Annotated in this window: 31 protein-coding genes and 1 tRNA gene; 19 read left to right on the forward strand and 13 right to left on the reverse strand. The window is 33.2% G+C overall.

What is annotated here, in order from left to right:
- Positions 1–32: 32 nt before the first annotated feature.
- Positions 33–1,346, reverse strand: a complete 1,314-nt coding sequence (locus tag AC6EJB_RS01245; RefSeq protein ID WP_498491894.1) for an NRAMP family divalent metal transporter — start codon at positions 1,344–1,346, stop codon at positions 33–35.
- A gap of 149 nt (positions 1,347–1,495) precedes the next feature.
- Between AC6EJB_RS01245 and AC6EJB_RS01250 the strand changes: the two genes are divergently transcribed.
- Complete coding sequence (locus AC6EJB_RS01250; protein WP_498491896.1) at positions 1,496–2,002, forward strand: josephin; 507 nt, start codon at positions 1,496–1,498, stop codon at positions 2,000–2,002.
- 5 nt (positions 2,003–2,007) lie between these two features.
- Here AC6EJB_RS01250 and AC6EJB_RS01255 read toward each other — a convergent pair whose 3' ends face one another.
- Complete coding sequence (locus AC6EJB_RS01255; protein ID WP_498491898.1) at positions 2,008–2,394, reverse strand: phosphoribosyltransferase; 387 nt, start codon at positions 2,392–2,394, stop codon at positions 2,008–2,010.
- A 321-nt stretch (positions 2,395–2,715) separates the two neighbouring features.
- Positions 2,716–2,883 carry a hypothetical protein gene (locus tag AC6EJB_RS01260; protein ID WP_498491899.1) on the reverse strand — a complete coding sequence of 56 codons (168 nt, stop codon included), beginning with the start codon at positions 2,881–2,883 and terminating at the stop codon, positions 2,716–2,718.
- 134 nt (positions 2,884–3,017) lie between these two features.
- Here AC6EJB_RS01260 and AC6EJB_RS01265 point away from each other — a divergent pair, with 134 nt between their 5' ends.
- The gene (locus AC6EJB_RS01265) at positions 3,018–3,305 is read left to right on the forward strand and encodes a hypothetical protein (RefSeq protein WP_498491900.1); all 288 of its coding nucleotides are present in this window, start codon (positions 3,018–3,020) and stop codon (positions 3,303–3,305) included.
- A 3-nt stretch (positions 3,306–3,308) separates the two neighbouring features.
- Here AC6EJB_RS01265 and AC6EJB_RS01270 read toward each other — a convergent pair whose 3' ends face one another.
- Together AC6EJB_RS01270 and AC6EJB_RS01275 are read right to left on the reverse strand one after the other, a co-directional pair.
- Positions 3,309–3,704: a DUF2862 domain-containing protein gene (locus AC6EJB_RS01270; RefSeq protein WP_498491901.1), complete on the reverse strand. Its 396-nt coding sequence runs from the start codon at positions 3,702–3,704 to the stop codon at positions 3,309–3,311.
- Positions 3,705–3,826: 122 nt separating this feature from the next.
- Positions 3,827–4,021, reverse strand: a complete 195-nt coding sequence (locus AC6EJB_RS01275; protein WP_498491902.1) for a hypothetical protein — start codon at positions 4,019–4,021, stop codon at positions 3,827–3,829.
- A gap of 154 nt (positions 4,022–4,175) precedes the next feature.
- Here AC6EJB_RS01275 and AC6EJB_RS01280 point away from each other — a divergent pair, with 154 nt between their 5' ends.
- Both AC6EJB_RS01280 and AC6EJB_RS01285 read left to right on the forward strand, forming a co-directional pair.
- Positions 4,176–4,385 (forward strand): DUF8647 family protein, encoded by a 210-nt coding sequence (locus AC6EJB_RS01280; RefSeq protein WP_498491903.1) that lies wholly within the window; start codon positions 4,176–4,178, stop codon positions 4,383–4,385.
- A 47-nt stretch (positions 4,386–4,432) separates the two neighbouring features.
- Entirely contained in the window at positions 4,433–5,206 is a 774-nt protein-coding gene (locus AC6EJB_RS01285; protein ID WP_498491904.1) for a sulfite exporter TauE/SafE family protein, read from the forward strand.
- 22 nt (positions 5,207–5,228) lie between these two features.
- Here AC6EJB_RS01285 and AC6EJB_RS01290 read toward each other — a convergent pair whose 3' ends face one another.
- Positions 5,229–6,416: a glycosyl transferase gene (locus tag AC6EJB_RS01290; RefSeq protein ID WP_498491905.1), complete on the reverse strand. Its 1,188-nt coding sequence runs from the start codon at positions 6,414–6,416 to the stop codon at positions 5,229–5,231.
- Positions 6,417–6,487: 71 nt separating this feature from the next.
- Between AC6EJB_RS01290 and AC6EJB_RS01295 the strand changes: the two genes are divergently transcribed.
- From AC6EJB_RS01295 to AC6EJB_RS01315, 5 genes are all read left to right on the forward strand, one after another.
- Entirely contained in the window at positions 6,488–8,230 is a 1,743-nt protein-coding gene (locus AC6EJB_RS01295) for an alpha-amylase family glycosyl hydrolase (protein ID WP_498491906.1), read from the forward strand.
- A 4-nt stretch (positions 8,231–8,234) separates the two neighbouring features.
- The gene (gene yedP / locus AC6EJB_RS01300) at positions 8,235–9,035 is read left to right on the forward strand and encodes a mannosyl-3-phosphoglycerate phosphatase-related protein YedP (RefSeq protein ID WP_498491907.1); all 801 of its coding nucleotides are present in this window, start codon (positions 8,235–8,237) and stop codon (positions 9,033–9,035) included.
- Positions 9,032–10,042, forward strand: coding sequence for a nucleoside/nucleotide kinase family protein (locus AC6EJB_RS01305; protein ID WP_498491908.1), 1,011 nt, complete (start codon positions 9,032–9,034; stop codon positions 10,040–10,042). The genes yedP and AC6EJB_RS01305 overlap by 4 nt, the downstream gene beginning before the upstream one ends.
- A gap of 126 nt (positions 10,043–10,168) precedes the next feature.
- Positions 10,169–10,546 carry a GIY-YIG nuclease family protein gene (locus tag AC6EJB_RS01310; protein ID WP_498491909.1) on the forward strand — a complete coding sequence of 126 codons (378 nt, stop codon included), beginning with the start codon at positions 10,169–10,171 and terminating at the stop codon, positions 10,544–10,546.
- A 104-nt stretch (positions 10,547–10,650) separates the two neighbouring features.
- Entirely contained in the window at positions 10,651–10,785 is a 135-nt protein-coding gene (locus tag AC6EJB_RS01315; protein ID WP_498491911.1) for a DUF8629 family protein, read from the forward strand.
- A 41-nt stretch (positions 10,786–10,826) separates the two neighbouring features.
- On the opposite strand, the gene AC6EJB_RS01320 is transcribed toward AC6EJB_RS01315, so the two are convergent.
- Positions 10,827–11,108 (reverse strand): hypothetical protein, encoded by a 282-nt coding sequence (locus tag AC6EJB_RS01320; RefSeq protein WP_498491913.1) that lies wholly within the window; start codon positions 11,106–11,108, stop codon positions 10,827–10,829.
- Between the two features lie 79 nt (positions 11,109–11,187).
- On the opposite strand from AC6EJB_RS01320, the gene AC6EJB_RS01325 reads away from it, so the two are divergent.
- Positions 11,188–12,027 (forward strand): undecaprenyl-diphosphate phosphatase, encoded by an 840-nt coding sequence (locus AC6EJB_RS01325; protein WP_498491915.1) that lies wholly within the window; start codon positions 11,188–11,190, stop codon positions 12,025–12,027.
- Between the two features lie 230 nt (positions 12,028–12,257).
- Here the strand turns inward: AC6EJB_RS01325 and AC6EJB_RS01330 are convergent.
- The 6 genes from AC6EJB_RS01330 to AC6EJB_RS01355 form a co-directional block, all read right to left on the reverse strand.
- Positions 12,258–12,331: transfer RNA gene (locus tag AC6EJB_RS01330), tRNA-Pro, on the reverse strand.
- Between the two features lie 33 nt (positions 12,332–12,364).
- On the reverse strand, positions 12,365–12,697 hold the full coding sequence (locus AC6EJB_RS01335) for a hypothetical protein (RefSeq protein WP_498491917.1): 333 nt from the start codon (positions 12,695–12,697) through the stop codon (positions 12,365–12,367).
- A gap of 18 nt (positions 12,698–12,715) precedes the next feature.
- Entirely contained in the window at positions 12,716–12,904 is a 189-nt protein-coding gene (locus AC6EJB_RS01340; protein WP_498491919.1) for a hypothetical protein, read from the reverse strand.
- Positions 12,904–13,653, reverse strand: a complete 750-nt coding sequence (gene msrA, locus AC6EJB_RS01345; protein ID WP_498491920.1) for a peptide-methionine (S)-S-oxide reductase MsrA — start codon at positions 13,651–13,653, stop codon at positions 12,904–12,906. Before msrA ends, AC6EJB_RS01340 begins: the two co-directional genes overlap by 1 nt.
- A gap of 4 nt (positions 13,654–13,657) precedes the next feature.
- Positions 13,658–13,903 (reverse strand): hypothetical protein, encoded by a 246-nt coding sequence (locus AC6EJB_RS01350; RefSeq protein WP_498491922.1) that lies wholly within the window; start codon positions 13,901–13,903, stop codon positions 13,658–13,660.
- 90 nt (positions 13,904–13,993) lie between these two features.
- Positions 13,994–15,745 (reverse strand): ABC transporter ATP-binding protein, encoded by a 1,752-nt coding sequence (locus tag AC6EJB_RS01355; RefSeq protein WP_498491923.1) that lies wholly within the window; start codon positions 15,743–15,745, stop codon positions 13,994–13,996.
- A gap of 74 nt (positions 15,746–15,819) precedes the next feature.
- Here AC6EJB_RS01355 and AC6EJB_RS01360 point away from each other — a divergent pair, with 74 nt between their 5' ends.
- The 9 genes from AC6EJB_RS01360 (at position 15,820) to AC6EJB_RS01400 (ending at position 26,001) form a co-directional block, all read left to right on the forward strand.
- Entirely contained in the window at positions 15,820–16,131 is a 312-nt protein-coding gene (locus AC6EJB_RS01360) for a DUF3288 family protein (RefSeq protein ID WP_498491925.1), read from the forward strand.
- 111 nt (positions 16,132–16,242) lie between these two features.
- Positions 16,243–17,280, forward strand: a complete 1,038-nt coding sequence (gene trpD, locus AC6EJB_RS01365) for an anthranilate phosphoribosyltransferase (protein ID WP_498491926.1) — start codon at positions 16,243–16,245, stop codon at positions 17,278–17,280.
- 28 nt (positions 17,281–17,308) lie between these two features.
- Positions 17,309–18,463 carry a glutamine-hydrolyzing carbamoyl-phosphate synthase small subunit gene (gene carA / locus AC6EJB_RS01370; RefSeq protein WP_498491927.1) on the forward strand — a complete coding sequence of 385 codons (1,155 nt, stop codon included), beginning with the start codon at positions 17,309–17,311 and terminating at the stop codon, positions 18,461–18,463.
- Between the two features lie 69 nt (positions 18,464–18,532).
- Entirely contained in the window at positions 18,533–18,880 is a 348-nt protein-coding gene (locus AC6EJB_RS01375) for an STAS domain-containing protein (RefSeq protein WP_498492944.1), read from the forward strand.
- Positions 18,877–19,275, forward strand: a complete 399-nt coding sequence (locus tag AC6EJB_RS01380) for a Mini-ribonuclease 3 (RefSeq protein ID WP_498491930.1) — start codon at positions 18,877–18,879, stop codon at positions 19,273–19,275. Before AC6EJB_RS01375 ends, AC6EJB_RS01380 begins: the two co-directional genes overlap by 4 nt.
- A gap of 17 nt (positions 19,276–19,292) precedes the next feature.
- Complete coding sequence (gene rlmB / locus AC6EJB_RS01385) at positions 19,293–20,465, forward strand: 23S rRNA (guanosine(2251)-2'-O)-methyltransferase RlmB (RefSeq protein WP_498491931.1); 1,173 nt, start codon at positions 19,293–19,295, stop codon at positions 20,463–20,465.
- A gap of 225 nt (positions 20,466–20,690) precedes the next feature.
- Entirely contained in the window at positions 20,691–20,921 is a 231-nt protein-coding gene (locus AC6EJB_RS01390; protein WP_498491933.1) for a DUF1816 domain-containing protein, read from the forward strand.
- A gap of 29 nt (positions 20,922–20,950) precedes the next feature.
- A complete protein-coding gene (gatA, locus tag AC6EJB_RS01395) occupies positions 20,951–22,411 on the forward strand; it encodes an Asp-tRNA(Asn)/Glu-tRNA(Gln) amidotransferase subunit GatA (protein WP_498491934.1) in 1,461 nt (486 codons plus the stop codon).
- Between the two features lie 71 nt (positions 22,412–22,482).
- Positions 22,483–26,001, forward strand: a complete 3,519-nt coding sequence (locus tag AC6EJB_RS01400; RefSeq protein ID WP_498491935.1) for a DNA polymerase III subunit alpha — start codon at positions 22,483–22,485, stop codon at positions 25,999–26,001.
- Position 26,002 lies beyond the last annotated feature (1 nt).

Raw genomic sequence — 26,002 nt, forward strand, 5'->3', positions numbered from 1 at the left:
CTTATTTAATTTTAACAACATTAAATTTTTGTTTATTGTCCGATACCAAAGAACGAATTGAATATGAATAATAAACTAAAGATTGAGAGGAATGAAATACCAAACCAGCAAAGTGTTTTTAGAGCAATTCCATAACGAAATTGACTTTTTACTAATGAGCTATTCATTGTATCCATAGCCATCCAAGCAAACAAAGGAGCTGTTAGGAAACTTCCGGTCATGGCGCCGAAGACATAGTCTTTAACTCCAATTCCTCCAGATTTAGCAATAATAAGTGCACATAGTGATGCCAAAACATGAAATATGATCCATTTTTTTAGACGTTTCTTTTCAGTCAAAGTTGAGCTGTTTCCCTTGTCTGTGCGAGCTATCAAACCATGAGCTGAAGAGATGCTCCTAGGATATGCATCTAGACATGTAAGCGTAGTGCTAAACATTGCAGCAAAAGCTGCAGGTACAATGATCCACTTTGCCCATCCACCAATGGATTCTGTATACAAGCGGATTAAATTCTGAGCAAAACTAACTCCAGATCCAGTAAGCATTTCATCTCCAGTCCCATACATCGTGTAGGCACCAAGAATTACAAAGAAAATTGCAGTAAGTACTGTAATGAAATAACCAATATTGAAATCAAATTCTGCTTCTTTTAATGTAGCGGTATGTTTTGTTTCTCTGGCTCTAGAGAACATCCATAGCGATGGCCATATGCAAAGTTCTACTGGACCTGGCATCCAACCCATAAGTGGTATTAAAAAACCTAAATTTGAGAGGGTCCAGGGAGAGGGACTGCTATTAAAAAATGAAATATTGATATCACCAGCAGGTCCTTTTATTAGTAAAGATATAACAGCAAAAAAAGTTAACAATGTAAGCAAAAATACTAGAATCTTAGATATCCTATCAAGAGCTTTATATTGCCCAATAAATAATATTAATGAACATACTATTAATATACCTATTGCTAAATCTAATGCAGGAAAGGAAGAAAAAATTACAATATTTTTTAAAAGAAGACCCGTAACAAAGCTTACGGCTGAAATAGTAAACGTACCTGTTATTAATCCAACAATCAAATATATAGGCAAATAATATTGATTACGTTTTTGAAATCCCTCTAAAAGTGATAGTCCTGTAACTGCTGTAAATCTTGTTCCGACAAGTAAAAAAGGATATTTAACAAGATTTGTTAATAAAATAAGGCCAAGAAGAGAAAATCCAAATTTTGCTCCTGCTGTGGTAGATGACATTAGGTGAGAACCGCCTATGCATGCTGCTGCTAACAGAATTCCAGGGCCAAGGCTTTTTCGATAACCCATGGATTTACTTGAGACTACTTTTTCCATTTATTTGGGAAGTTATGTTTATTTTTACAATAAAAATAATTTTTTCAAATTAATTACATAAAGATTATTATTTTATAGTTAGATATCTTTTTATTAAATTGGCTTTTTCTAAGTCCAATTTATTGCATAACGTCTATAGAATTTAATTAATGACTAAATCTGTTAATCTATATTTGGCATCAGGAGTAAATGATGATAAAAGCTTTTGGGTTGTTAACTTTACTGAGGAGGATGATATTTTGAATTCTTTAGGTATCGAATTGCTTGAGTGCTATAGAAAGGAATTATTTGGTATTGAAGCTGCAAGTGAAGTTAAAGATGCGATTAACAGCACATTAGATATTCTGGCTTTTGATTCGAAATTTGATCGATATAAATTAGATAATTCTATTACAGTTTATTCTTCCGATATTCCCATTAATATAATTGAGGATATTTTCGATCTATGGGCATATAATTATAATAATGAAAATAACTGGAAAAAATTTATCGGTTTATTGAAATTTAGGAAAAAAATAAAAACAAATAACGATTATATTATTTTAGGCTTAAAAGGCGATACTTATAAGTTTGCTGTGAAATTAAATGAATTGTTGAGTTTAAGGTCAGTTGATTTATCATCTAGCCTAGATAATAACAATGAATTAATGTGGTAAATAAATTAATTTCTAGATTTATAGTATAATTCTCTATCTTTATTAGCTTCATTTATATTCTCCCAAGGGAAAATAATCCATTCATTATCTTTGATATATTTATAGGAATTCCACCATGTTGGTTGTTTTTTGCTAACCCATACATGAGTTTCTGAACCTTTTATATGTTTTATTTTTTCAAGCGTATGTCCTGTATCATAAATATCATCAACTATGAGTGAATTATTTTTTGGAACATCTAATAATGGTAGTCCAAGTGAATGACTTAATGCAACAGCAAGACAAAGACCTCCCCTAGGGAATCCATAAACTCCTTCAAACTTTTTATTTTTGCATTGCTTATATATAGAATAGATGCATTCATCAAACTCTCTCCAGCTTAACTTATTCATTTATTGGTTATAAATATTTTCTTAACTATTAAGTTATAACTTTTAAAATTTTCTAGATAAACTGTAGTATCCCATAAAACCACCAATAGTAAGTATGCCAGCTATTGGTGCCGATAGATTTAATGGAGTAGCCCAATCATGAACCATCAATGAAGCTAACATAAGTAACGATTAATAGATAACTCTCAAAATACTACATCTAATATAGGTTTGTTATTTGAGTTCGCAATAATTCACAACTATATAGAATTATTCGTTAATTCAAAGAAAAAATGGTTTCAAACTTTTTTCTAGATATAAATTTATTTGATATATGTTTATCTATGAATCATTTTTATTATTGTTCTCAAATAAATTAGCTACTTTTTCATATAATTTTCCAAATAGCCATGAAATAGCAATAAGACCAAAAATTCCTATGATTATTGTTATTGCTGATATTCCTGCATCATTGGGACCATAATTTATCGCTGGGTCAAATCCTTGCACGATGTTTAATTCATTTTATCCATATTAATATTTTTTTGATTCAAATTCAAAATTTTAACTTTTTTGAAATCAGAATATATCAAAATCCCTTACAGTTTAATTATGTATAGTTAATATAACTTTAAATTATATTTATGAAGTGGGAATATCATGTAGTGCATCTCAACGTAGACGATTCGTCAAATAAAAATGATGAATCAAGCAATCCTGAGGCTGCAAGCGAAAAACTTAAAGGTTCGCTCAGTCCAGATTTCCTCAAAGATCAATTTCCCGAACAATATCAGGAAAATGAAGGTTCTGAGCACCCTGCTATGCAACTAAGTAAATTTTTAAATAAAAAGGGACTTGACAGATGGGAACTTTCAGAAACAATTAAAATTGGGAATTTATTATTTCTTATCTTGAAACGAGAAGTTGATTAGTAGTTAAAAAATATCTTTCAGTGTAAATATTAACCAGTTAATTAGATTTATTGGATTTGCTACAGTTTTAATATCTCTATTACCGTTAATCTTGTAACCAACTTTATATTTCCCTAAGATTAGATCATTTTCTTTAGCTGTATATTTACTTGTACATTCAATCTTATATTCTCTTTTTGTTTGTTCATTTATTTCGGTTTTGAAAATCCATATTTTTAGATTTTTTTCAGTCATTAATACATATCCAATATCCATACCATCTGTCATCTTGTAATCTATAATTTCTCCATTTATTATTTGAGGTAGGTCATCCAAAAGTTTGCTTGGCAGTAAATTTTTTATTTTCGACTTATCTACTTTTATCTTTGCCCCAATTGGGATCAGTTGATTTACTTCCATTATGAATAACTTTAGATTTTACTAAATTAACATATTTTACGTACCAATGAATAATTATGCATTTGCTATCAATTTATTTATGTGTCTTAGGCCTACCATCTGTTTTTGTTTATTTAAGGCCTTTAAAAACCTCCATTTTTTATTTTATTTTTCCTTTTATTTTTGTCATCTCTCTCTTCTGTTAAATAATTAACCTTTACATAGTTAATACCAATTATCGTTATTCTTACAAAGACAAAAGCCGTAGCAATAAAACCAATTAAGATAAAAGTTGATAAAAGTGCAGATCCTAGATCTATTTCAGATAATTTTGCCATGTGAATAAACTCTACCAATTTATTTAATCTTTTATAAATCGAATTTTAATAAAAAATCAAATTCTAAATAAATTTTAATTTATATTGGTTACAAGACATCCGTAGAAAAAAAATTCAAATGGATGCATAACTGAAATAGGAATATAAATTGAAAATGAATCAAACTCAATTTAAAATCCCACTTTCAAGCTTAAGGCCCTACACAGTTCATTATAGGAACTGTGATAATCAACGTCTTGAGAATTGTTTTTATGCATGTGATGCATATGAAGCAAGATTACTTGCAATGGAATTTAATAGATATATTAATGAGCATCCAAATTGTATTGATTTAATTAGAAGAGAAATGATTAAGAATATTTAGATCAATAGATATAATCAATTCTTTTAATATATATTGTTTAGATTTATATGTTAAACATTGATATTTGGTCTCAAATCTTTTTGGGATTTGTATCACTCTTTTCTAATTTCATTTCTGCTTTATCTGGTGGAGGTGCAGGTTTAATACAACTTCCAGCTCTTTTGTTTTTGGGTTTACCTTTCTCAAAAGCTTTGGCAACTCATAAGGTTGCAAGTGTTGCACTTGGTTTTGGTGCTTCAGTTCCACATTTTAAGAAAAATAATTTACAAGTAAAGTATGCTTTTTTGATATTATTTTCTGGAATTCCTGGTGTATTATTAGGGGCCTATATGTCATCAATTTTACCTAATAACTTTTCAACTACATTATTGGGTTTTTTGACTTTATTTCTTAGCTTTTACTCAATAAAACAGAAAAAATTTGGCGATTCAAATCAAAAAACCTCACTTAATAAGTTAAGGATACTGATTGGCTCATTTGGTCTTTTTTTTATTGGTTTTCTTAATGGTTATCTTTCTTCTGGTACTGGACTATTTGTTACGGTTTGGATGATAACAATATTTGGGTTGTCTTTTTCTTTGGCGGTTGCTTATACCTTGATTTTTGTAGGCATTTTTTGGAATGGTATTGGAGCACTTTCTTTAGGCTTATCGGGAAATATTATTTGGAGCTATATACCTGTTTTGATTGTGGGTTCACTTCTAGGTGGCTATTTCGGAGCTTATTTTTCAATAATTAAGGGGTCCAAATTTATTAAAGTTATTTTTGAATTAGTGTCTTTTTTAGTTGGAATTTCATTGTTAATTAAAGCATTTTTATGAGTTTTTATTGGTTATAAGTTTTTTATACGCATCCAGCTTTTTCTAATTCATCTTGCAATTTACTTTCACAGTCTAAAACTCTTGCCCAGCATGGCAATTGTTGCTTTACCGGTGATTCAAGGAATTTGTTTATTGCTGGTCTTAATAGTTTTCCAAAAGTATGAACTGCTAGTTCCTCTTTATGTCGACTATAGGGCAATTGATTAACTGAGGAATCTAAACTAAATTGTTTTACTCTGTCTTCTCCTGCTCTTCTATATAAAACCTCTAAATTTGCTAATTGGGAACTTGTAAGTGTTCTTGCTTCGTGTTCCATTAAACCTCTTAAAACACTGGAAAGAATTTCTGTAGACATTTTTTGTAGTCCCTCACTAGCTTGTGATCCTATCTCTTTGTGTTTATGGTCGAAGATACCCAGATCCACTTGTGCGATTCTTGATATCCTTACGTTTTTATAAACTTCTGAGAGAAGCCCTATCTCTAACCCCCAATCGCAAGGGATTCTTAAATTCATTGCTAAATCTGTAGTAAAAGCAAACTCTCCAGCTAATGGATATCTAAAAGACTGTAAATATTGGAGGAACGGCGTATTCCCCATCAATTGTTCCAAACTTGATAGAAGTGGACCTACAAATAATCTCGTAGCTCTCCCTTGAAGTGCATTAGTCTCAAGAGACAGACGGCTGTAAAAAGCTTTTACATATGAAATTCCATTTGATTTTTCTAGTAAAGGTCCCAACATTCTTGCTGGATAATTGGAGTTGAATGTTCTGATATCAGCATCGAAAAGTGCAACCACTTCAGAACTTTTCGTAGCAACACCAACTCCTTGCCAGACTGCCCATCCTTTTCCTGGAACACCTAATAGATCCAGTCCATTTTTTTCTTGATCTTTGAGTAGTTCTATAACTGTTGGACTATTAGTCCATTGGACGTGAACTGGATATGGCATTTCTTTAAAGAAATCTCTGGCCTTAGCTACCTCTTCGCGGTTAGTAGCAGATAGGGCTATTACTAGCTGATTTAAATTTTTTAATTCTTTTAAGGTGGTTCTTATAAGTTTTAAAGCAGGCCTACTGAACTCATCAAATAGGCATGGAATAAGTATGGATGTTGGTCGTTTAAGGAGGTCTTTATTTAATTGAGATACTGGATCTTTTGCTAGTCCGTACTCATGAATAGTTGTGATTAAACCCTGCTGAAAGTCCATTCAAGAAAAAAGTTTTACAGATTCAAGGTGAGAGCTACGATGAGGTAGAGAAGATTGTTTTCCTTTAAAGAGTGTCTGAGTTGGATAGTGAATTAGATGAGCTGAGAGTGTCTCTCAGAGAAATTTATCCTGAGCACTCTGAACAAGAAATCAATTCAGTGTGGTCACAATTGTTGCAGATTCTCGATTCATTTCGTGTTAATGATGAATTAGAAAACGAATCATTGTGGGATTCTTCTAGTGTTGTTTTGATTGCTTATCCAGATTCAATTTATAGGAAAGATGAATCGACTTTAAAAACATTAACTGAATTCGTAAAAAATAGATTAAGTGGCCTTTCTTCAGTCATACATGTTTTACCATTTCTTCCTTCTACAAGTGATGGAGGATTTGCTGTCTCTAACCATAAAAAAATTGAAGATGCCTTTGGAAATTGGAATGATTTAAAGGATTTATCTTGTAACCATAAAATAATGGCAGATCTTGTTTTAAATCATGTCTCTTCTTCCCATCCCTGGGTCCATCAATTTATAAAGTCAGAGGATCCAGGTTCGTCCTATATTTTTTCTCCTTCTGATACTCATATTTGGGAGAAAGTTATAAGACCCAGAAATTCATCGCTTTTTACTAAAATCAATACTAATCACGGGTTTAAGAACGCTTGGACAACATTTGGGCCAGATCAGATTGACGTTGATTGGAAGAATCCACATATATTTTTAGAGTTTTTGAAATTATTGGTTACATATGTAAATAATGGCGCAGAATGGATTCGACTTGACGCAATTGCATTTATTTGGAAAGAACCGCATACGACTTGTTTGCATTTAGACCCTGTACATTTAATAGTTAAGTTATTAAATAAATGCTTGAAGATTCTTAAACCTACGGCTGTACTAATCACTGAGACTAATGTTCCGGAGCAAGAAAATCTTTCTTATTTGATTGATGGGGATGAAGCAAATCTTGCTTATAACTTTACTCTTCCTCCTTTATTACTAGAAGCTATTTATACAGGTAAAACAGATTTATTGAATGATTGGTTATCTAATTGGAATGAGTTGCCAAAGTGTACATCTCTACTTAATTTCACCTCTTCACACGATGGTATTGGATTAAGAGCATTGGAGGGAATTATGGATGATCAGAGAGTTCATAATCTCTTGGTCGAATCAGAAAAGCGCGGAGGATTAGTTAGTCATCGTCGTCTTTCAACTGGGGAAGATCAACCATATGAATTAAACATAAGTTGGTGGAGCGCAATGGCTCATGATGGATCTGATTTTACTTTATTTCAATTTGATAGGTTTTTGCTCAGTCAAGTGTTCACTTTATCTTTAAAGGGCGTTCCAGCTTTTTATCTTCCATCAATATTAGCTTCTCCTAATGATCTTGATTCTTTTAGAAAAACAGGGCAAAGAAGAGATTTAAATCGAGAGAAATTTGAAGCTAGTAAATTACTCGAGGTTCTTAAGAACTTTGATTCTCCAGCTAGTAAAAATATTTCATATCTCACTCACATAGTTAAAGTCAGGTCAAGACTTAAGGCTTTTCACCCTGAGGCGAGCATGAAATGTATCGCTACTAATATTGATAATTGTATAATTATTCAGAGAGGTATAGGCGAAGAAAGTGTTTATGTTATTTGTAACATGTCTAATAAATGTTTAAATATTTCTCCATTAAATGAACTTGATTTATATGAATCATTTTCGAATAAACGTTTGTTGGATAATATTACAGGTACACATTTTAATACTGATATATTTAAACTTAATCCTTATCAAGTAGTGTGGTTCTCCCTAACTGATTAGTCTTATGAAGAATAATTCTAAATATTGGATAATTACAGATCTTGATGGAACATTGATGGATGAAAACTACGATATTTCCCCTGCAAAGAAAACGTTAAATATGTTGTCAGAAATGTCTATTCCTGTCATACCCTGTACAAGTAAAACAGCCTCAGAGGTTAGATATTTTAGAAATGAGAATGGATTATCAGATCCTTTTATTGTTGAGAATGGAGCGGCTATTTATGGGACTTGTTTAAATAAGACTTCTGAATGGGAATTGATCTTAGGTAAAAGTTATAAAGAATTGAGATTTATATTAATGAATATATCTAAAAAAGTTAACTACCATTTAATTCCTCTAAATGATTTAAGTGATAAACAAATTTTTGAACTTACTGGTTTATCTGAGCAAGGTATTCATAGAGCTTTAGATAGGCAGTGGAGTGTTCCATTCTTAAATCCTCCTGATGATGTTTTTGAAAAAGTTAGGCTTATTTGTGATTCTTATAATGTTCATGTTTTCAAGGGTAACCGTATGAGTCACTTGCTTTCTAGTGAAAGTCATAAAGGACAAGCCGTTAATAAATTAAAAGGTCATCTACAGAACCATGACGTCAAGATTATCGCACTAGGTGATTCTCAAAATGATCTTCCTTTACTTGAATACGCTGATATTTCTATTGTTGTTCCTGGTAAGAACGGCCCAAATAAGTATTTACAGAATGGAATTAATAATGGTTCTTTTAGATTAGCTAATGCTCCTCATGCAGAGGGATGGTCGAATAGTGTTGAAGATGTTATTAATAGTTTTAAGGATCTATGATTGACAAAGAGATTAATTATAAATTTAATGATATTTTTCCTAAGGATATAAGGGAAGATTTCCTTTTCCCTCTTGATACATATTTTTCATTCCTTGAAGGTTTGTCGATTGATCCATTACTTTTCCTAGATAAATGGTCTGATACTAATACCCAAACCATTATTGATAAGTATTGGAAACAAAATACAAATACAGATTGGAAATGGTCATTATCATTTCCATTTTTCAGCCTTTTAGAAAATTATGTTTTATCTATAAGTAACCCCATAATAATAGGCTTTTCCGGTCTCCCTGGATCTGGGAAATCTACTTTAGGATTTTGGATAGATAGTGTCGCGAGAGAACTATCTGTAGATATTAAAGTCATATCTTTAGATGATTTTTATTTGCCCGGGCAAGAAATGGATATTGCAATGAAGGGTAATCCATGGAATGTCCCTAGAGGTTTTCCAGGTAGTCATTCATTAGATTTATTAAATCAATCAATAGACACATTTTTGAAAACGGGGTTGTTAAACAGTCCTACTTTTGATAAGTCTTTAAGAGATGGAAAAGGAGATAGAGCAGGGTGGGTTAAAATTAGAACTAAAGTTTTAATTTTAGAAGGATGGTTTGTAGGGTGCGAACCCGTTTCAAATTTATCTAAAATAGATGATTTGACTGAGGGAGAATTTAATATTTCATTGAGTCAGACTGAGAAAGATTATCGAAATTTGATTCAAAAATCTCTTATAGAATATAGTAAAATTTGGAATAAATTTCATAAAATTTGGCATCTTAAATCTTCTAATTTTGATAATACAATTTTGTGGAAAACTCAACAAGAAAATGAAATGATTAAATTAAAAGGGTCAGGATTGGAAGGCAACAATTTATCTGATTTCATACGTATGATTCAAGCATCTATTCCACAACAATCCTTATCTTTTATTAAATCAGATACTACGGTACAAATAAATCAAAATCGTCGCATTGAAAAACTTAAGACAACTAAATACCTTCTTTAATATAAACAAATTTTTTAAATACTATATATTATAAGTTTTATATATTTTATCTTTTGTAAAACTTTTATCTTTTACTCTATATACACCCTATGATCATAAAATATACATCTTACACACGCCAATAAAATGGCTTCATATGTTTATTTGATTCAAAACGGCGACTTATTCAATATTGGTGTTACTAATAACCTTGAACGAACAAGAATTGATTTAAGACCTGGGGAATTGGTTGCTTTTTTAATTACTGATAAACCTGAACCTCTTATTAAAAATCTTAAGAAAACATATTTTGATAATAGATTACCAGGTTCTGATTATTATCGACTTGCCAATTCACAGGTAAATGAATGCAGAACTCTTCTTGAGGGAGATGGCTCTAATGATTATTTTCAACCTTTTCTTAAGGGACCAAGGTTATTTATATTCTTTGTGCTTGTTTGGTGCACGCTAACGTATCTCATTATAGAGTTTGCTGTAAATCCCATACTTAGTAGGTTTAGCTAATACTTATTTTTGTGTTTTAATAGATTAATGATTTATAAAGATTGTTAAATTCATAAAATTGATTTCCTTGTTAGATTGTATGTATATGAATAGATTAAATTAAATTGATTTTATCTAATTTTTTAATTTTTGCAGCAGTTCCTTTTGTTATCTCTGCCGTTTTTTTTGGCACTAAGAACGGTTATTACAACAGTGATGACTATGAAGGTGATGGATGTGCTCATGATGTACAGAGATGATGATCCTTCTATCCAATCTTTCCCTAACCTTCTGATTTCCTTTAATTACTTGAATTTTTGATACATGTCCATTTGCTATCAAATTGCCAGACAGGCTTGTAGATATCATTCTCAATTTTTTTTCCAGCTTCAATACACATCCTTTCAGTACCAATTGGTAACGCGAATAATGATGGACTTGTAATCCCACTTACTTGTGGTTTCCCTCCAGGACCTTGTCTATAGCTACCAATTACTAACCAGTAATCTGCTTTAACCTTTCCTTGTAATCCGGCTAATGACGTCAGAATAAGAATTAATGAGAATATAATTTTTTTACCCATGATTTATTATTGAAATAATATCTATACTAATTGAAAATTCAAAAAATTTCCGAGCCGGTGTTTTTATTGTTTTCAACTAATGCCTGAAGAAATTAGTTCTTATGTATTTATTTACCTTAAATCATTTTTCTTAGGCATCATTCAAGGTTTTACTGAGTTTCTTCCAATTAGTAGTACAGCTCATTTAAAAGTTGTACCTTATTTTTTGGGTTGGAATGATCCTGGTGCCGCCGTTTCCGCTTCTATACAATTAGGAAGTGCAGCTGCTCTTATTTATTATTTTCGAAAACAGATTAGTTTGATTATTGATTCCTTTTTGTCGATTTTTAAGCATCGTAAATTTTTCATAGATGATGATACAAGACTTGCTACTTATATCTTTGTTGCCAGCATTCCAATTTGCTTTTTTGGTTTTTTAATTAAATTGTTTTGGCCTAATTATTCCGATTCGAATTTTAGAGGTTTGTTTTCAATCGCTATTACTTCTATTCTTATGGCAATATTGCTAGCTCTTTCAGAATTTTATGGTAAGAGAAAAAAGCTATTTAGTGACATTAATTTAAATGATGTTATATTGTTAGGCCTTGCTCAATCTCTAGCTATATTTCCTGGGGTTTCTAGATCTGGTATTACTCTTACCTCAGCATTGTTTTCTGGAATAGAAAGAAAAACCGCAGCTAGACTTTCTTTCCTGATTGGCATCCCGGCTATTTCTATTTCAGGACTTGTTGAATTATTTACTTTGTTTAAAACATTATCTGTAATAGATATTCTACCTATTATCATTGCGATTATTTCATCCTTCTTTTCTTCACTAGTTGCTATTCATTTGCTACTTAAGTTTTTAACAAAAAATGATACTTTTATTTTTGTGTATTATCGTCTAGCTTTTGGTATTTTTATCTTGTCAGGTTTATAAATTTTAGCTTTCTATATTCGTTGGTTTAGAATTGTTTTACGATATTTTCGTTTTAATGAAATTTTTAACTAATTTATTCATTGTTTCTTTTGGGGAGATTGATATACCACCTTTTCTATTTGCATTTATTATTTTTTTAACACTCTTCGTTTTTTTAGCAGTTCTGATTAGTACAACGAAATTAATCCAATCTTTAGTCAAAGATTCTGATTAGCCATTGATTTGATTTATCGGAACGGCGGGATTTGAACCCACGACCCCCACTACCCCAAAGTGGTGCGCTACCAAACTGCGCTACGTCCCGTATAAGTAAATTATCATAACTACTTCCAAAGATTTAACCATTTAATGATTTCCATTTAATTCTTCTATTTGAATACCTCTTTATTCGTTTAATTAGTTGGTTCCTATTATCGCAAGAATATCCGTTAATTCGGAGATTTTTAGCCAATATTCTTAGCTCATAAATGTTTAATTTTGAAAGTTTTAATTCTATATTAGTTTTCCAAGCATCTCCCTCATTTGGTAAAATCCCATTATGGTGTGATACTTCAATCGAATAAAGTAACTCTGCAAAAAATTCAGGAATAACTACTATTAAAATTGCAAGAATATTATATATATTTATTCTGGCCGAATCTATTTTTTTTTGTATATCATTTTTATCCATATTGTGTCAAATTAATATTCATGAAATTAAATCATCTTTGATTCGCTGAGGTGAAACATATTCAGAGTTTATTGAGCTATCCATCCACTGAATGTTGTTTTCTTGTTCAATTTTCTGAGATTTAAAACTAAATGCCAATAGAAATACTAACAATAATGTCGACAAAATTATTAGTAAAACTGTTCTATCAGATAATTGATCATTCATTATGAATTTCTTTTAATAGGTGTATTCTCCCCTCTAAGAATACAATGATTAATATCCCAATTGTAATTAGACCAAATTTTCTTATTAAGTTTAAAGTTTGCACCATTAAAACTTTTAAATTCGACTTTTGTTGGCATGGCCGAGCAATATGGTCGGCTTCCAGGCTTTGTTAAATATTGTTGATGATATTCCTCTGCAAAATAGAACTTAATATCATTTGCTATTTCTGTTGTAATTTCCCCTAATCCATTCTTATGAAGTTCTTTCTGATAACTTTTTTTGCTCTCAATTGCCTTAACTAATTGTTCTTTATTAGTCGTATAAATCACAGATCTATATTGACTACCAGTATCATTCCCTTGACGATTGCCCTGAGTTGGGTCATGACATTCCCAAAATAGTTTTAATAAGTCACTCAGATCGATTTCTCTATTATTCCAAACAACTCTTACAACCTCTGCATGACCAGTTAGACCCGTGCATATTTCTCTATAACTTGGGGCCTCTTTCTCTCCACCTGCGTATCCAACAGCTGTAGAAATTATTCCTGGTAATCTCCAAAAACCTTTTTCTGCTCCCCAAAAGCAACCGCACCCAAAAAATACTTCTTGTTCGTTGTCTTTTAATTTTGCTTTAAGATTATTTTTTAATACTGTATGTAGCACTTGCTTATCCTTTTTTATTGAACCTTTGTTTGAATATAGCTGATTAATTATGTTTAATAAATATTCGCTTAATTTTTTAATCATAACTTTAATTTGTAGTTTCTATTCTTATATGATTTATTAGTGTAGTAACAAATGCAAATAATAAGAAAGGCAAGCTTAGCACTAGAATTAAGCCTACACCTAAAAGAGCAAAAATTGGCCTTGATGATCCCATTAATGCAAGTCCTGCTGCCAGACTTACAAATATCACACCCATCCATGCAAGAATTTGAATGTAGATATCCCCAAATTCAAGGTCGCAAATAAGTTTATAATTTGTGATTGAGCTCATAATTTCGTATTTAACTTATTGAACATAATTGTTTTTATAGCTTTTATCTAATTAAAATTGAATTGATTAAAAAATTTTAATAAGTAATTATTAATTCTCTGATTGAATTTGCTCTTTTGCTTTTTCTCTTAACCACATCCTTTTATACAAACCATCTATGTTAATTAATTGTTGATGTGTTCCTTCTTGTACGATTTTCCCTTCATTCATCACTAATATACGATCGCAAGCTGCCGCTGCAGATAATTGATGACTTATCATTAATACAGTCTTGTTAAATTGATTTTTTATAGTTTGAAGTATTGATGCAGCAGTTTTGTTGTCAACGCTAGCCAATGCATCATCTAGGACAATTATTTTTGAATCTACCAATAGTGCTCTGCTTAAGGCTGTTCGCTGTCTTTGACCACCGCTAAGTGTTATTCCTCTTTCTCCAACGAGCGTTTTAAAACCATCTGGGAATCCTTTAATGTCATCTGACATCCTTGCTTCATAAGCTGATTCTTCAACTCTTTTTATTGATGCTTTTGGGTTGCCGTATCTGATATTTTCTGTGAGAGTTTCTGTAAAAAGATAACCTTCTTGAGGGACTAAAGCAATATTGCTTCTTAAATCTTTTAGCTTTAATTGAGTTACATCATATTCGTCTAAAAATAAGCTATTTCCTTCAATACTTATCATTCTCCCTAATGCTCTTGCTAATGTAGTTTTCCCGCACCCCACAGGACCAACTAAGGCAACTATTTCGCCTGGATTAATTGTAAAAGATATTTCATTAAGTATTTTCCTTGAAGAATCTTCATATTTTATTGAGAGTTCTTTAGCCTCTAATTTACCTAATATCGGCTTAGATAATTTGACAGTATTATCGCTATTTTTTATTGTTGGCTCGTGATTTAATAACTCTTCTACTCTCTCTAAACTTACCTGACCTAATTGAAAAGTATTTAACGTAAAGCCTAATAATGCTGTTGGAAATACAAGTCTCTCAACATAAAGAATTAATGCAACTAAACCCCCCACCGTAAGAGTTCCACTACTTAATTGCCCACTCCCTATAGCTATAAGTAATAGTAAAGAGATGGAGGATAAACCTTGAAGTAATGGGAATAATGTACTTGCGGTTCTTGCAAGGTTAATGGCAGCATCTCTGTATCTAATATTTAATTTCTTGAAAGCTTCTTGTTCAGCTTGTTCTTGACCATAAATTTTTATCGCGCTTATGCCGGATAGATCTTCTTGTATTAATTCACTCAATTCTGATAATGCTTGTTGTTGCCTTTTTCTTTGTTTTACCATCCTGCCCCCAAACAATCCAACGGTGCCAAGTAAAACTGGATAAACCGAAATTGCAAAAAATGTTAAAAGTGGGTCGATTGACAGCATCGCTGGCAATGTGAAGGTGTAAGCCAATAATGTGTTTGTAAGACTTAGGACCGTAAAACCAAGCAATCTTCGAATGTTTTCTAAATCGCTAGTAGCTCTTGTTATGACTTCTCCAGTCCCTATGGTTTGAACCCATCCGGGATCTTGTTCCAGCATCCGATCAAATAATTTTTGTCTTAAGGAAACTTCGACTTGTCTACCAACTCCAAATACAAGTTGTCGTGATATTAATCTTGCTCCACCCATAACTGTTGCCAAGAGTATTAACCATGTCGACTTATTTAAGACGTAAGTAAATGTAAATCCTTCCTTTAGATCATCAACTATACTTCTAACCTCCATTGGAATTGCAACACTTAAAATATTTACAAAAATCAGACAGAAAGCGCCTATTATTAAGTCCCTCTTGTGTGGTCTCAAATAGTTTTTTATTAGATCTAGTCTTAATCCAGCCATTCTTTTATTAATATGCACACTAACCTAGGCAATATAAGCCTATGGATGCGAGCAAAATCCAATTTAACTAATTTATGAACGAGGCTCAAAATCACCCGCTGTATTCAACCGACAGAGAAAATCTTGATCTTTTATGTGCCATAGATACACCAACTTCTAACAATTTTGTTGAATTAGCTAGATTAATAATTCGCTATCAAGATTTTAAAGGTGCAGAAGATCTTAATTCTGACATGGAAAAATTATTAAAAAAATGGAGCATCAATCGTAACGATTTAGAGTTGATAACAAGAAAACTTTGGTCAGAGGGATTTCGTCCTACAAGTCATTCAAGTCCTGATAACGTTGGTTCTGGATTTGATACGTCAGATTCCTCCCAAGCTTAATGTTAGGAAATTATTGTTTTATTTAAACAACTTATATAGTTGATATATTAATGATTAAGTTATAAAAAATATTCTGCTGGGAATGCACAGCATTCAGGCACTTTCTGATAAATGAACCCATTAAATCCTATATCTTTTTCAGTAATCCTTGAATCACTTCTTTTAGCGAATGATTTAACTGAAGAGCAATCTAATTATTTAATGAATTCATGGCTTGAAAATAAAATTGAACCAGTCCAAACGGGGGCTATCTTAGCTGCATTTAGAGCAAAGGGAGTTTCTGGCTATGAACTTTCGGCAATGGCAAAAATACTTCAGGATGCCTCCATAACACCATCTGATCTGCCAACCTTTGATTTGGTTGATACATGTGGAACGGGTGGAGATGGAGCTAACACATTTAATATTTCTACAGCAGTTGCTTTTGTCTCAGCTGCTTTAGGAGTTAAAATTGCCAAACATGGAAATCGAAGTGCAAGTGGCAAGGTTGGATCAGCTGACGTATTAGAAAACTTAGGATTACCTTTAAATGTTTCTTCCGAAAAAATTGTTGAAGCTTTAAAGATTTTGGGCATTACATTTCTTTTTGCTCCTTCGTGGCATCCTTCATTGGTAAATCTTGCTCCATTAAGAAAAAGCTTAGGAGTTAGAACCATTTTTAATTTGTTGGGCCCATTAGTTAACCCACTTAGACCTAAGTCCCAAGTATTAGGAGTAGCCAAAGCTGATTTACTTGATCCAATATCCCTAGCTTTAAAAGAAATTGGGCTTAAAAGAGCTGTAGTCGTTCATGGTGCAGGTGGTCTTGATGAGGCATCACTAGCTGGACCTAATCAATTTCGTTTTTTAGATAAGAATGTTATTAGATCTGAAATTATCACTCCTAGTGATCTTGGCCTTGCTGAAATCTCTAATGAAAGTTTGAAAGGTGATGATTTGAAAACCAATTCTCAAATTCTAATGTCTTTACTTAAAGGAGAAGGAAATAAATATCACAAGGAAGTCGTAGCATTAAACACTGCTCTTGTTTTATGGGTGTCCGGAGCTGAGGATGATTTATCTTTAGGTGTCAAAAGATCATTAGATTGTTTGAATACAGATAAATCATGGCTCCTTTTTAATGATTTAAGTGATTTTTTGGCTACCTAATTCTTTAAACTGATAAACCGTATTTCTTATGTTTTTTGATACAGATAGCTCTGCAATATTGTTATTAGAGGATGGGACCTATTTTGAAGGATTATCTTTTGGTGCGGAAGGTACTATTACTGGAGAAGTTGTATTCAATACTGGTATGACAGGTTATCAGGAGGTCATAACTGATCCAAGTTATTATGGTCAGCTTATTACTTTTACCTACCCAGAGATTGGAAATACTGGAGTCAATTCTGAGGACAATGAATCATCCCATCCTTCTGTTAGAGGCGTGATTGCTCGTCAAGTCTCAAAAATTTCCAGTAATTGGAGACATGAAATTTCTTTTGAACAATGGCTAAAGGATGAAAATGTTGTTGGAATTCATGGAATAGATACAAGAGCGCTTGTTAGACATTTAAGAGAGTCTGGCTCCTTGAATGGAATTATCTCATCAGTATCAAACTCCTCAATACCTGAATTATTTTCTGTTTTACAAAAATCTCCTTCAATGAGTGGTCTTAATCTTGTCGATAAAGTTACAACTAAAAGCTCTTTTAAAGTTAATTCTAGTTGTGCAGTTTCATTTGATAAGAGAATCAAAAATATTCAACCAATTCCATACAAAGTTATCGCTATAGATTTTGGGATAAAGCAGTCTATATTAGATCGATTAGTTGCTCATGGTTGCGAAGTAACAGTCTTACCCGCAAATGCAGAAATATCCGAAGTTTTAGCTTTATCCCCTGAGGGTGTTTTCCTTTCCAATGGCCCTGGGGATCCATCCACAGTTCATAGTGGAATTAAGCTAGCTAAAAATTTAATTGAATATAAAAAAATACCTGTATTTGGAATCTGCTTGGGACATCAGATCCTTGGATTGGCATTAGGTGGAAAAACTTTTAAACTTTCTTATGGGCATAGAGGATTAAATCATCCATGTGGATTGAATGGAAAAGTTGAAATTACTAGTCAAAATCATGGTTTTGCTTTGAATTCGGAATCTCTTGATTCCGAGAACATCAAAATCACACGAGTAAATTTAAATGATCAAACAGTGGCCGCTATTTCAGTAATAGATAAACCCATATTTGGTGTTCAATATCACCCCGAGGCAAGCCCAGGACCTCACGACGCTGATCATCATTTTAATCATTTCGTAACCTTAATAGAAGAACGACGAAGAATCGTGGATTAATTTGGTTTCTATCACTACACTTCCATCATGAAGTGATAGGGGACTAATCCCATAACTGAATTACAACGAATTACTGTCTCTCTTAGAGGTGGTTTTAGCCAGCAAAATGGTTGTTTGGTGATTAATTTCACTGGTCAACTAGATGCATATTCAGAGAAACAATTCACAACATATATCAATGAAGTTTTAGCTTCTAATCAACTATCAGTAGTAATTGATTTATCGAATATCGATTTCATTGATTCTTGTGGTCTAGGTGCCATGGTCCAAGCAGCTAAAAAATGTACTCAGTCAAAAAGATCATTTAACGTTGTTGGAAATCCCAGAGTCATTCAAACAATTAAACTTGTTCGATTAGAGGAATTCCTTCATTTGGCTCCAGATCTAAATACTGCAATTAGCAAATTATCAGCTTGACTGATTGGATTCGCTCTTATAAATCAACCATTTCTCCTGATGGCTTGGGCCCTCTTCAATTGGCTTGGTTGGGAGACGCTGTGTGGGAAATGCATCACAGGTTGCGATATTGCAATAGCCCAATGCGCTCTAAGGATCTGCACAATGCCGTTGTCAATGAGGTGAATGCATCTAGTCAAGCTAAAGCAATCAGTAAAATCGAACCTTTTTTAACTGATATTGAAAAGGATTTCCTCAGAAAAGGTAGAAACAAAGCAGGAAGGGGTCCTAAAAATGTAGATGCAGCCACATATGCCATTGCTACCGGATTTGAGACTATTGTTGGATGGTTGTTTTTGAAAAATCCAAATCGGCTTGCTGATTTATTCGATCTTCTTGATCGACCAATTAACTAGAAAATAGTTCTTATAAAATGAGTTATCGCTTCAATAAAGACAATACAAATTCAAGAAACTCTTCATCTGATAAACGAAGTAGTAATTATTTTCGTCAAGATAATGATTCTAAAAAGTCTAATTTTAATGATCGAAGAAGAGGAAGTAATAAAATTAACCGTCTTTCATCTGATCAAGTAAATCAATACTCAGTAGATAAAGAATCATCTAATCGATCAAGAAGTAGTAACTACTCAAATTCAAACAACAGAGGATCCAATCGATTCGAAAGGCTATCGAAAAACTCATCATATAGAAACCAAAATTTTCAGGAAACTAACAATTACAGAAGGACAGAGAAAAAAGAACCTATTTCATATTCGGAAAGTTTTACCAAAACATTAAGTGATGATTTGATTTGGGGACGTCATTCAACTGAGTCAGCCCTTTTGGGTGGCAGAGCAATTCATAGAATTTGGTGTACCTCTGAATTAAGAAGTTCGCCAAAGTTTTATCAACTTCTCAAAGATTCAAAATCGTCAGGAGTCTTGGTTGAAGAAGTTTCTTGGTCAAGGCTTGGTCAGCTCACCAATGGCGCAGTTCATCAAGGAATAGTTTTACAAATTGCAGCATCAAAAACACATGACTTGAAGAATTTAATTGAGGCTTGCAAAGCTTTTGGTGATTCATCATTGCTCTTGGCTTTAGATGGCTTAACTGATCCTCAGAATCTTGGCGCTATAATTCGTTCTGCAGAAGCCCTTGGTGCTCAAGGCTTAATTCTTCCACAAAGACGCAGCGCAGGGTTAACAGGATCTGTAGCAAAAGTTGCTGCTGGGGCTCTAGAACATTTGCCGGTGGCAAGAGTCGTTAATTTAAATAGATCCTTGGAGAAATTAAAAGATGAAGGTTATACCGTTGTCGGCCTTGCTGAGGAAGGACCTTCCACTTTGTCTGAAATCAAATTCCAAGGTCCTTTAGTAGTAGTTGTTGGGTCTGAAGATAAAGGAATTTCTCTCATAACCAGAAGGTTGTGTGATCAGTTAGTAAGGATTCCACTCAAGGGAGTCACTACTAGCCTTAATGCATCAGTCGCTACGTCCATTTTCTTATATGAAGTGGCTAGATCTAGATGGATGCGCTCAATTTCTGGACAAGACCCTTCTCCTAGATTGTTGAAACCTCAGATTTCAACTGAAAATAATAACTAATCTCTTTAAATACAAATCAAAAAGAAGCGTATATTTTTTATAGTTTTATTAGGATCTTTAAAACTTCATAATCAAATTACATTATTAATTACATCACTCAAAGGTTTTATACTCAACATTCTATTTCTTCAAATATTTGTTTAATCATCAAGTGAACATAATATTCCTTTTTTATTTGATAAACATCTGCTCAAGAAACTATAATGAACAAAATGCAGTTTACTTATGGGTCCCATTAGGGCTCTTCGAAGCTTAGGTAATAGTTTTGGCTTGGCCTGGTGGGCTAAGGTTGAGACAATTCAACCTGAGGTAACTTATTGGTTTGGTCCATTTCTTACTCGTCGTAGTTTGAAAGTAAGATTGAATGGATTTGTAGACGATCTTTCGGCAGAGTCACCTCAGAAAATTAATCATAGTTTAATTAGGTGTCGCCGTAATGAGCCTCTTACGTCATAAGCTTAAAAATATTTTTTTATTATTTAAGAATGACATTTGCAGACTTACGCCAGAAATTGAAAAGTGGTGAAGTCTCTTCCAAAGAGCTTGTTCAAGAAAAAATTAACCGAATTAAAGATTTAGATCCAACCCTCAATTCCTTCGTAACTGTTAATACTGATCTTGCCCTAAGAAAAGCTGAACATATTGATAATCAAATTGCTATTGGCGAAAGTGTTCCGCTTTTTTCAGGAATTCCATTAGCTATTAAAGACAACCTGTGCACTAAAGGAATTAAGACAACTTGTGCAAGCAAGATTTTGGGTGACTTTGTTCCCCCATATGAGTCAACCGTCACAAAAAAGCTTTTAAAAGCAGGAGCAATATTGATTGGTAAGACAAATATGGATGAATTTGCGATGGGTAGCTCTACTGAAACTTCTGCATTTGGTCCTACTTTAAATCCATGGAACATTACAAAAGTTCCTGGAGGAAGTTCAGGAGGCAGTGCAGCTTCTGTTGCTGCCGAATTATGTTATGGCTCACTTGGATCTGATACGGGTGGTTCAATCCGACAACCAGCCTCTTTTTGTGGAGTTGTAGGGATGAAACCAACTTATGGTCGCGTAAGTCGATGGGGGTTGATAGCTTTTGCTAGTTCTTTAGATCAGGTAGGTCCATTTGCGAACAGTGTTTCTGATGCAGCTGAAATCTTACAAGTCATATCGGGCAAAGATGAGTTAGATTCTACTACCGTTGATATTCCTGTTCCCAATTATTTAGAGACCCTTTCGAATTCAATTAAGGGAATGAAAATAGGTTTGATTGACAACTGTTTTGAGCATGAAGGTTTAGCCACTGATGTTAAAGAATCTGTTCTTGGATCTGCCTCGCTTCTAGAAAATTTAGGAGCTGAGATTATTAATGTTTCTTGTCCTCGCTTTAATGATGGAATCGCAACTTATTATGTTATTGCTCCATCTGAGGCTTCTGCGAATTTAGCTAGGTACGACGGAGTCAAATATGGATTCCGCTCTGAAGATGAACAATCTCTCATAGAAATGACCACAAAAAGTCGATCAATTGGTTTTGGGAGTGAAGTTAAACGAAGAATTCTTATAGGAACCTATGCCCTATCCGCTGGCTATTTTGACGCTTACTACAAGAAGGCCCAGCAAGTTCGAACGTTGATTCGTAGAGATTTTGATGAAGCCTTCAAAAAAGTTGATGTTTTGTTGGCTCCTACAGCTCCTTCTACTGCTTTCGGTTCTGGAGATAACATTGATAACCCTATGGCGATGTACTTATCGGATTTATTAACGATTCCAGCAAATTTAGCTGGCTTGCCTGCTATTAGCCTGCCATGTGGTTTTGACAAGTTTGGATTGCCTATAGGGTTACAGCTGATAGGTAATATTTTTGAAGAAGGGAAACTTCTTCAAGTAGCTAATCAATTTGAGAAAGCTGCTGAGGTTTATAAAAATAGACCTAAAACAGATTTCACGTTATAAAGGTTAAACCACTTCATGTGGAGAACATAATTATCGCTACACTATATACAGTGTAGCTTCGTGCGATATTAATGGCTTTTGTTCCTATTCATAATCATAGTGACTACAGCCTTCTCGATGGAGCTAGTCAACTCCCATTGATGGTTCAAAGAGCAAAGGAATTAGGGATGCCAGCTCTAGCCCTCACTGATCATGGAGTAATGTATGGCGCGATTGAATTATTGAAGTTATGTAAGGCCGCAAATATAAAGCCAATTATTGGAAATGAGATGTACGTTATCAATGGTTCAATTGATGATCCTCAGCCTAAAAAAGAAAAAAGATATCATCTTGTTGTTCTTGCAAAAAACCAAATTGGTTATGAAAATCTTGTAAAATTAACCACACTAAGTCATTTAAACGGTGTTAGAGGAAGAGGGATTTTTTCAAGACCATGTATAGATAAGTCTTTATTCAAGAAATATAGTGAAGGATTAATTTGTTCAACAGCTTGCTTAGGTGGAGAGATCCCACAAGCCATATTAAAGGGAAGAAATGATGTCGCTAGAGAAGTAGCAGCTTGGTATAAAGAAATTTTGGGGGATGATTTTTATCTTGAAATTCAAGACCATGGATCAATTGAGGATAGAATTGTTAATAGTGAAATAGTTAGAATATCTGAAGAACTTGATATCCAAATTGTAGCTACCAATGATGCTCATTATGTGTCAAAGAATGATATTGAAGCACATGATGCATTGATTTGCGTTTTGACTGGTAAATTAATTAGTGATCACAAAAGATTAAGATATACAGGTACTGAATATATAAAATCTGAGGAGGAAATGAAAAGTTTATTTACTGATCATTTAGACAAGAATGTCATAAATAGTGCAATAGAAAATACTATTAAATTATCAAACAAGGTTGAAGAGTATACTATATTAGGGACTTATAAGATGCCTAATTTTCCCATACCTTATGGATATAAACCAATCGAGTATCTTAAAGAGATTACTCTTAATGGTTTAAAAAAAATATTAGATATTGATAAAGTTGAAAATTTTCCATGTGCTTATAAAGAAAGACTTGATTATGAGTTAGATGTAATAGAACAAATGGGGTTTCCTACTTATTTTCTTGTTGTATGGGACTATATAAGATTTGCAAGAGAGAAAAATATTCCTGTAGGTCCAGGTAGGGGATCGGCAGCAGGTTCTTTAGTCGCTTTCTCTCTTCAAATAACTAATATTGACCCAGTAGAAAATGGTTTATTATTTGAAAGATTTCTCAATCCTGAGAGAAAGTCAATGCCTGATATTGATACTGATTTTTGTATTGAAAGACGTGGAGAAGTTATAGATTATGTTACTAAAAAGTACGGTGAAGATAAAGTTGCACAGATAATTACATTTAACAGAATGACATCTAAGGCTGTTTTGAAAGATGTTGCTCGTGTACTTGATATTCCGTATGGAGATGCAGATCGTTTAGCGAAATTAATTCCAGTAGTAAGAGGTAAACCTGCAAAATTGTCATCTATGATTTCAAAAGAATCTCCAAATAAGGATTTCTATGAAAAATATCATAATGATTCAAGAGTAAAGAAATGGGTTGATATGGCAATGAGGATAGAAGGTACAAATAAGACTTTTGGTGTGCATGCAGCAGGTGTAGTTATTGCCGCTAATTCACTTGATAATTTAGTTCCTCTTCAAAGAAATAATGATGGACAAATAATCACTCAATACTTTATGGAAGATATTGAATCACTTGGCCTTTTGAAGATGGACTTTTTAGGACTTCGAAATCTTACAATGATAGATAAGACCATCGATTTAGTTGAGAAATCAATTGGTAAGAGATTAGATCCTGATTCTTTGCCTTTCACAGATGAAAAAACATTCGAATTACTTTCTAGGGGTGATTTAGAAGGAATTTTTCAACTTGAATCTAGTGGAATGAGACAAATAGTAAGAGATTTAAAACCCTCATCTCTTGAAGATATTTCTTCAATTCTTGCTCTTTATCGTCCTGGTCCTCTTGATGCAGGATTAATTCCTAAATTTATAAATAGAAAGCATGGTAAGGAGAGTATTGATTTTCAACATCAGTCACTTGAGCCTATTTTAGGTGAGACTTATGGAATCATGGTTTATCAAGAGCAGATCATGAAGATCGCTCAGGATTTAGCAGGATATTCGCTTGGTCAGGCAGATTTATTAAGAAGGGCAATGGGTAAGAAAAAAGTATCCGAAATGCAGCGTCATAGAACACTCTTTGTTGATGGAGCGGTTAATAATGGCGTTTCAACCATTGTTGCTGAACAGTTATTTGATCAAATGGTTTTGTTTGCTGAATATTGCTTTAACAAAAGTCATTCAACTGCTTATGGCGCGGTTACTTATCAGACTGCTTATTTAAAAGCACATTATCCTGTCGCTTATATGGCGGCATTACTTACAGTTAACGCTGGCTCGACTGACAAGGTTCAAAGGTACATTTCTAACTGTAATTCAATGGGCATAAAAGTAATGCCTCCAAATATCAATACCTCAGGTGTTGACTTCACTCCAATAGATAATTCAATTCTTTTTGGTTTTTCAGCTGTCAAAAATTTAGGTGATGGTGCAATTAGACAAATTATTACTTCTAGAGATGAAGATGGCAAATTTACTTCGTTAGCACAATTCTGTGATCGAATTTCACTTAGTGCTGTTAATAGAAGAGGACTTGAGGCCTTGATACATAGTGGAGCACTTGATTGTCTTGAAGAAAATTCAAATCGAGCTCAGCTTATTGCTGATTTGGATTTAACTATTGAATGGGCTTCTTCTAGAGCAAAAGATAGATCTAGCGGCCAAGGTAATCTCTTCGATCTTTCTATTTCCACAAACAATGAAGTATCACCGAATGATGATTATTCTTCAGCTCCAAAGGCCAAACAAGTCAACGAGTACCCTCCTTCAGACAAACTTAAATTAGAAAAAGAGCATGTTGGCTTCTATCTATCTGATCATCCTTTGAAGCAACTTTCAGAACCTGCGAAATTGATTGCTCCTATTAGTATTGGCTCTTTAGAAGAGCAGAAGGATAAGTCAAAGGTCAGTGTTATTGCAATGATTCCAGAGATGAGAGAAGTCACAACTAGAAAAGGTGACAGGATGGCGATTATTCAACTAGAGGATTTGACTGGTTCTTGTGAAGCGGTTGTCTTCCCAAAAAGTTATGAAAGATTATCTGAGCATTTGATGGTTGAAACGAGGTTATTGATATGGGGCAGCGTGGATAGAAGAGATGAAACTGTTCAATTGCTTGTTGATGATTGCCGTGAAATTGACGATTTAAGATTTCTCTTGATTGATCTGTGTCCCGATCAAGCTACAGATATCAATATTCAGCATAAATTAAGAGAATGCCTTTCTAAAAACAGACCTGCCAGAAATGAATTAGGTGTACGAATACCAGTAGTAGCATGTCTAAAGGACAATAGTAATACTAGGTATGTACGATTGGGGGATCAATTTTGCGTAAAGGATACAGACTTAGCATTGGAGTTATTGTCTAAGAATTCCTTCATCGCAAGATCGAGTAAAAGTCTTGTAATTTAAT

The sequence above is a fragment of the Prochlorococcus sp. G4PB17 genome (assembly GCF_059772445.1).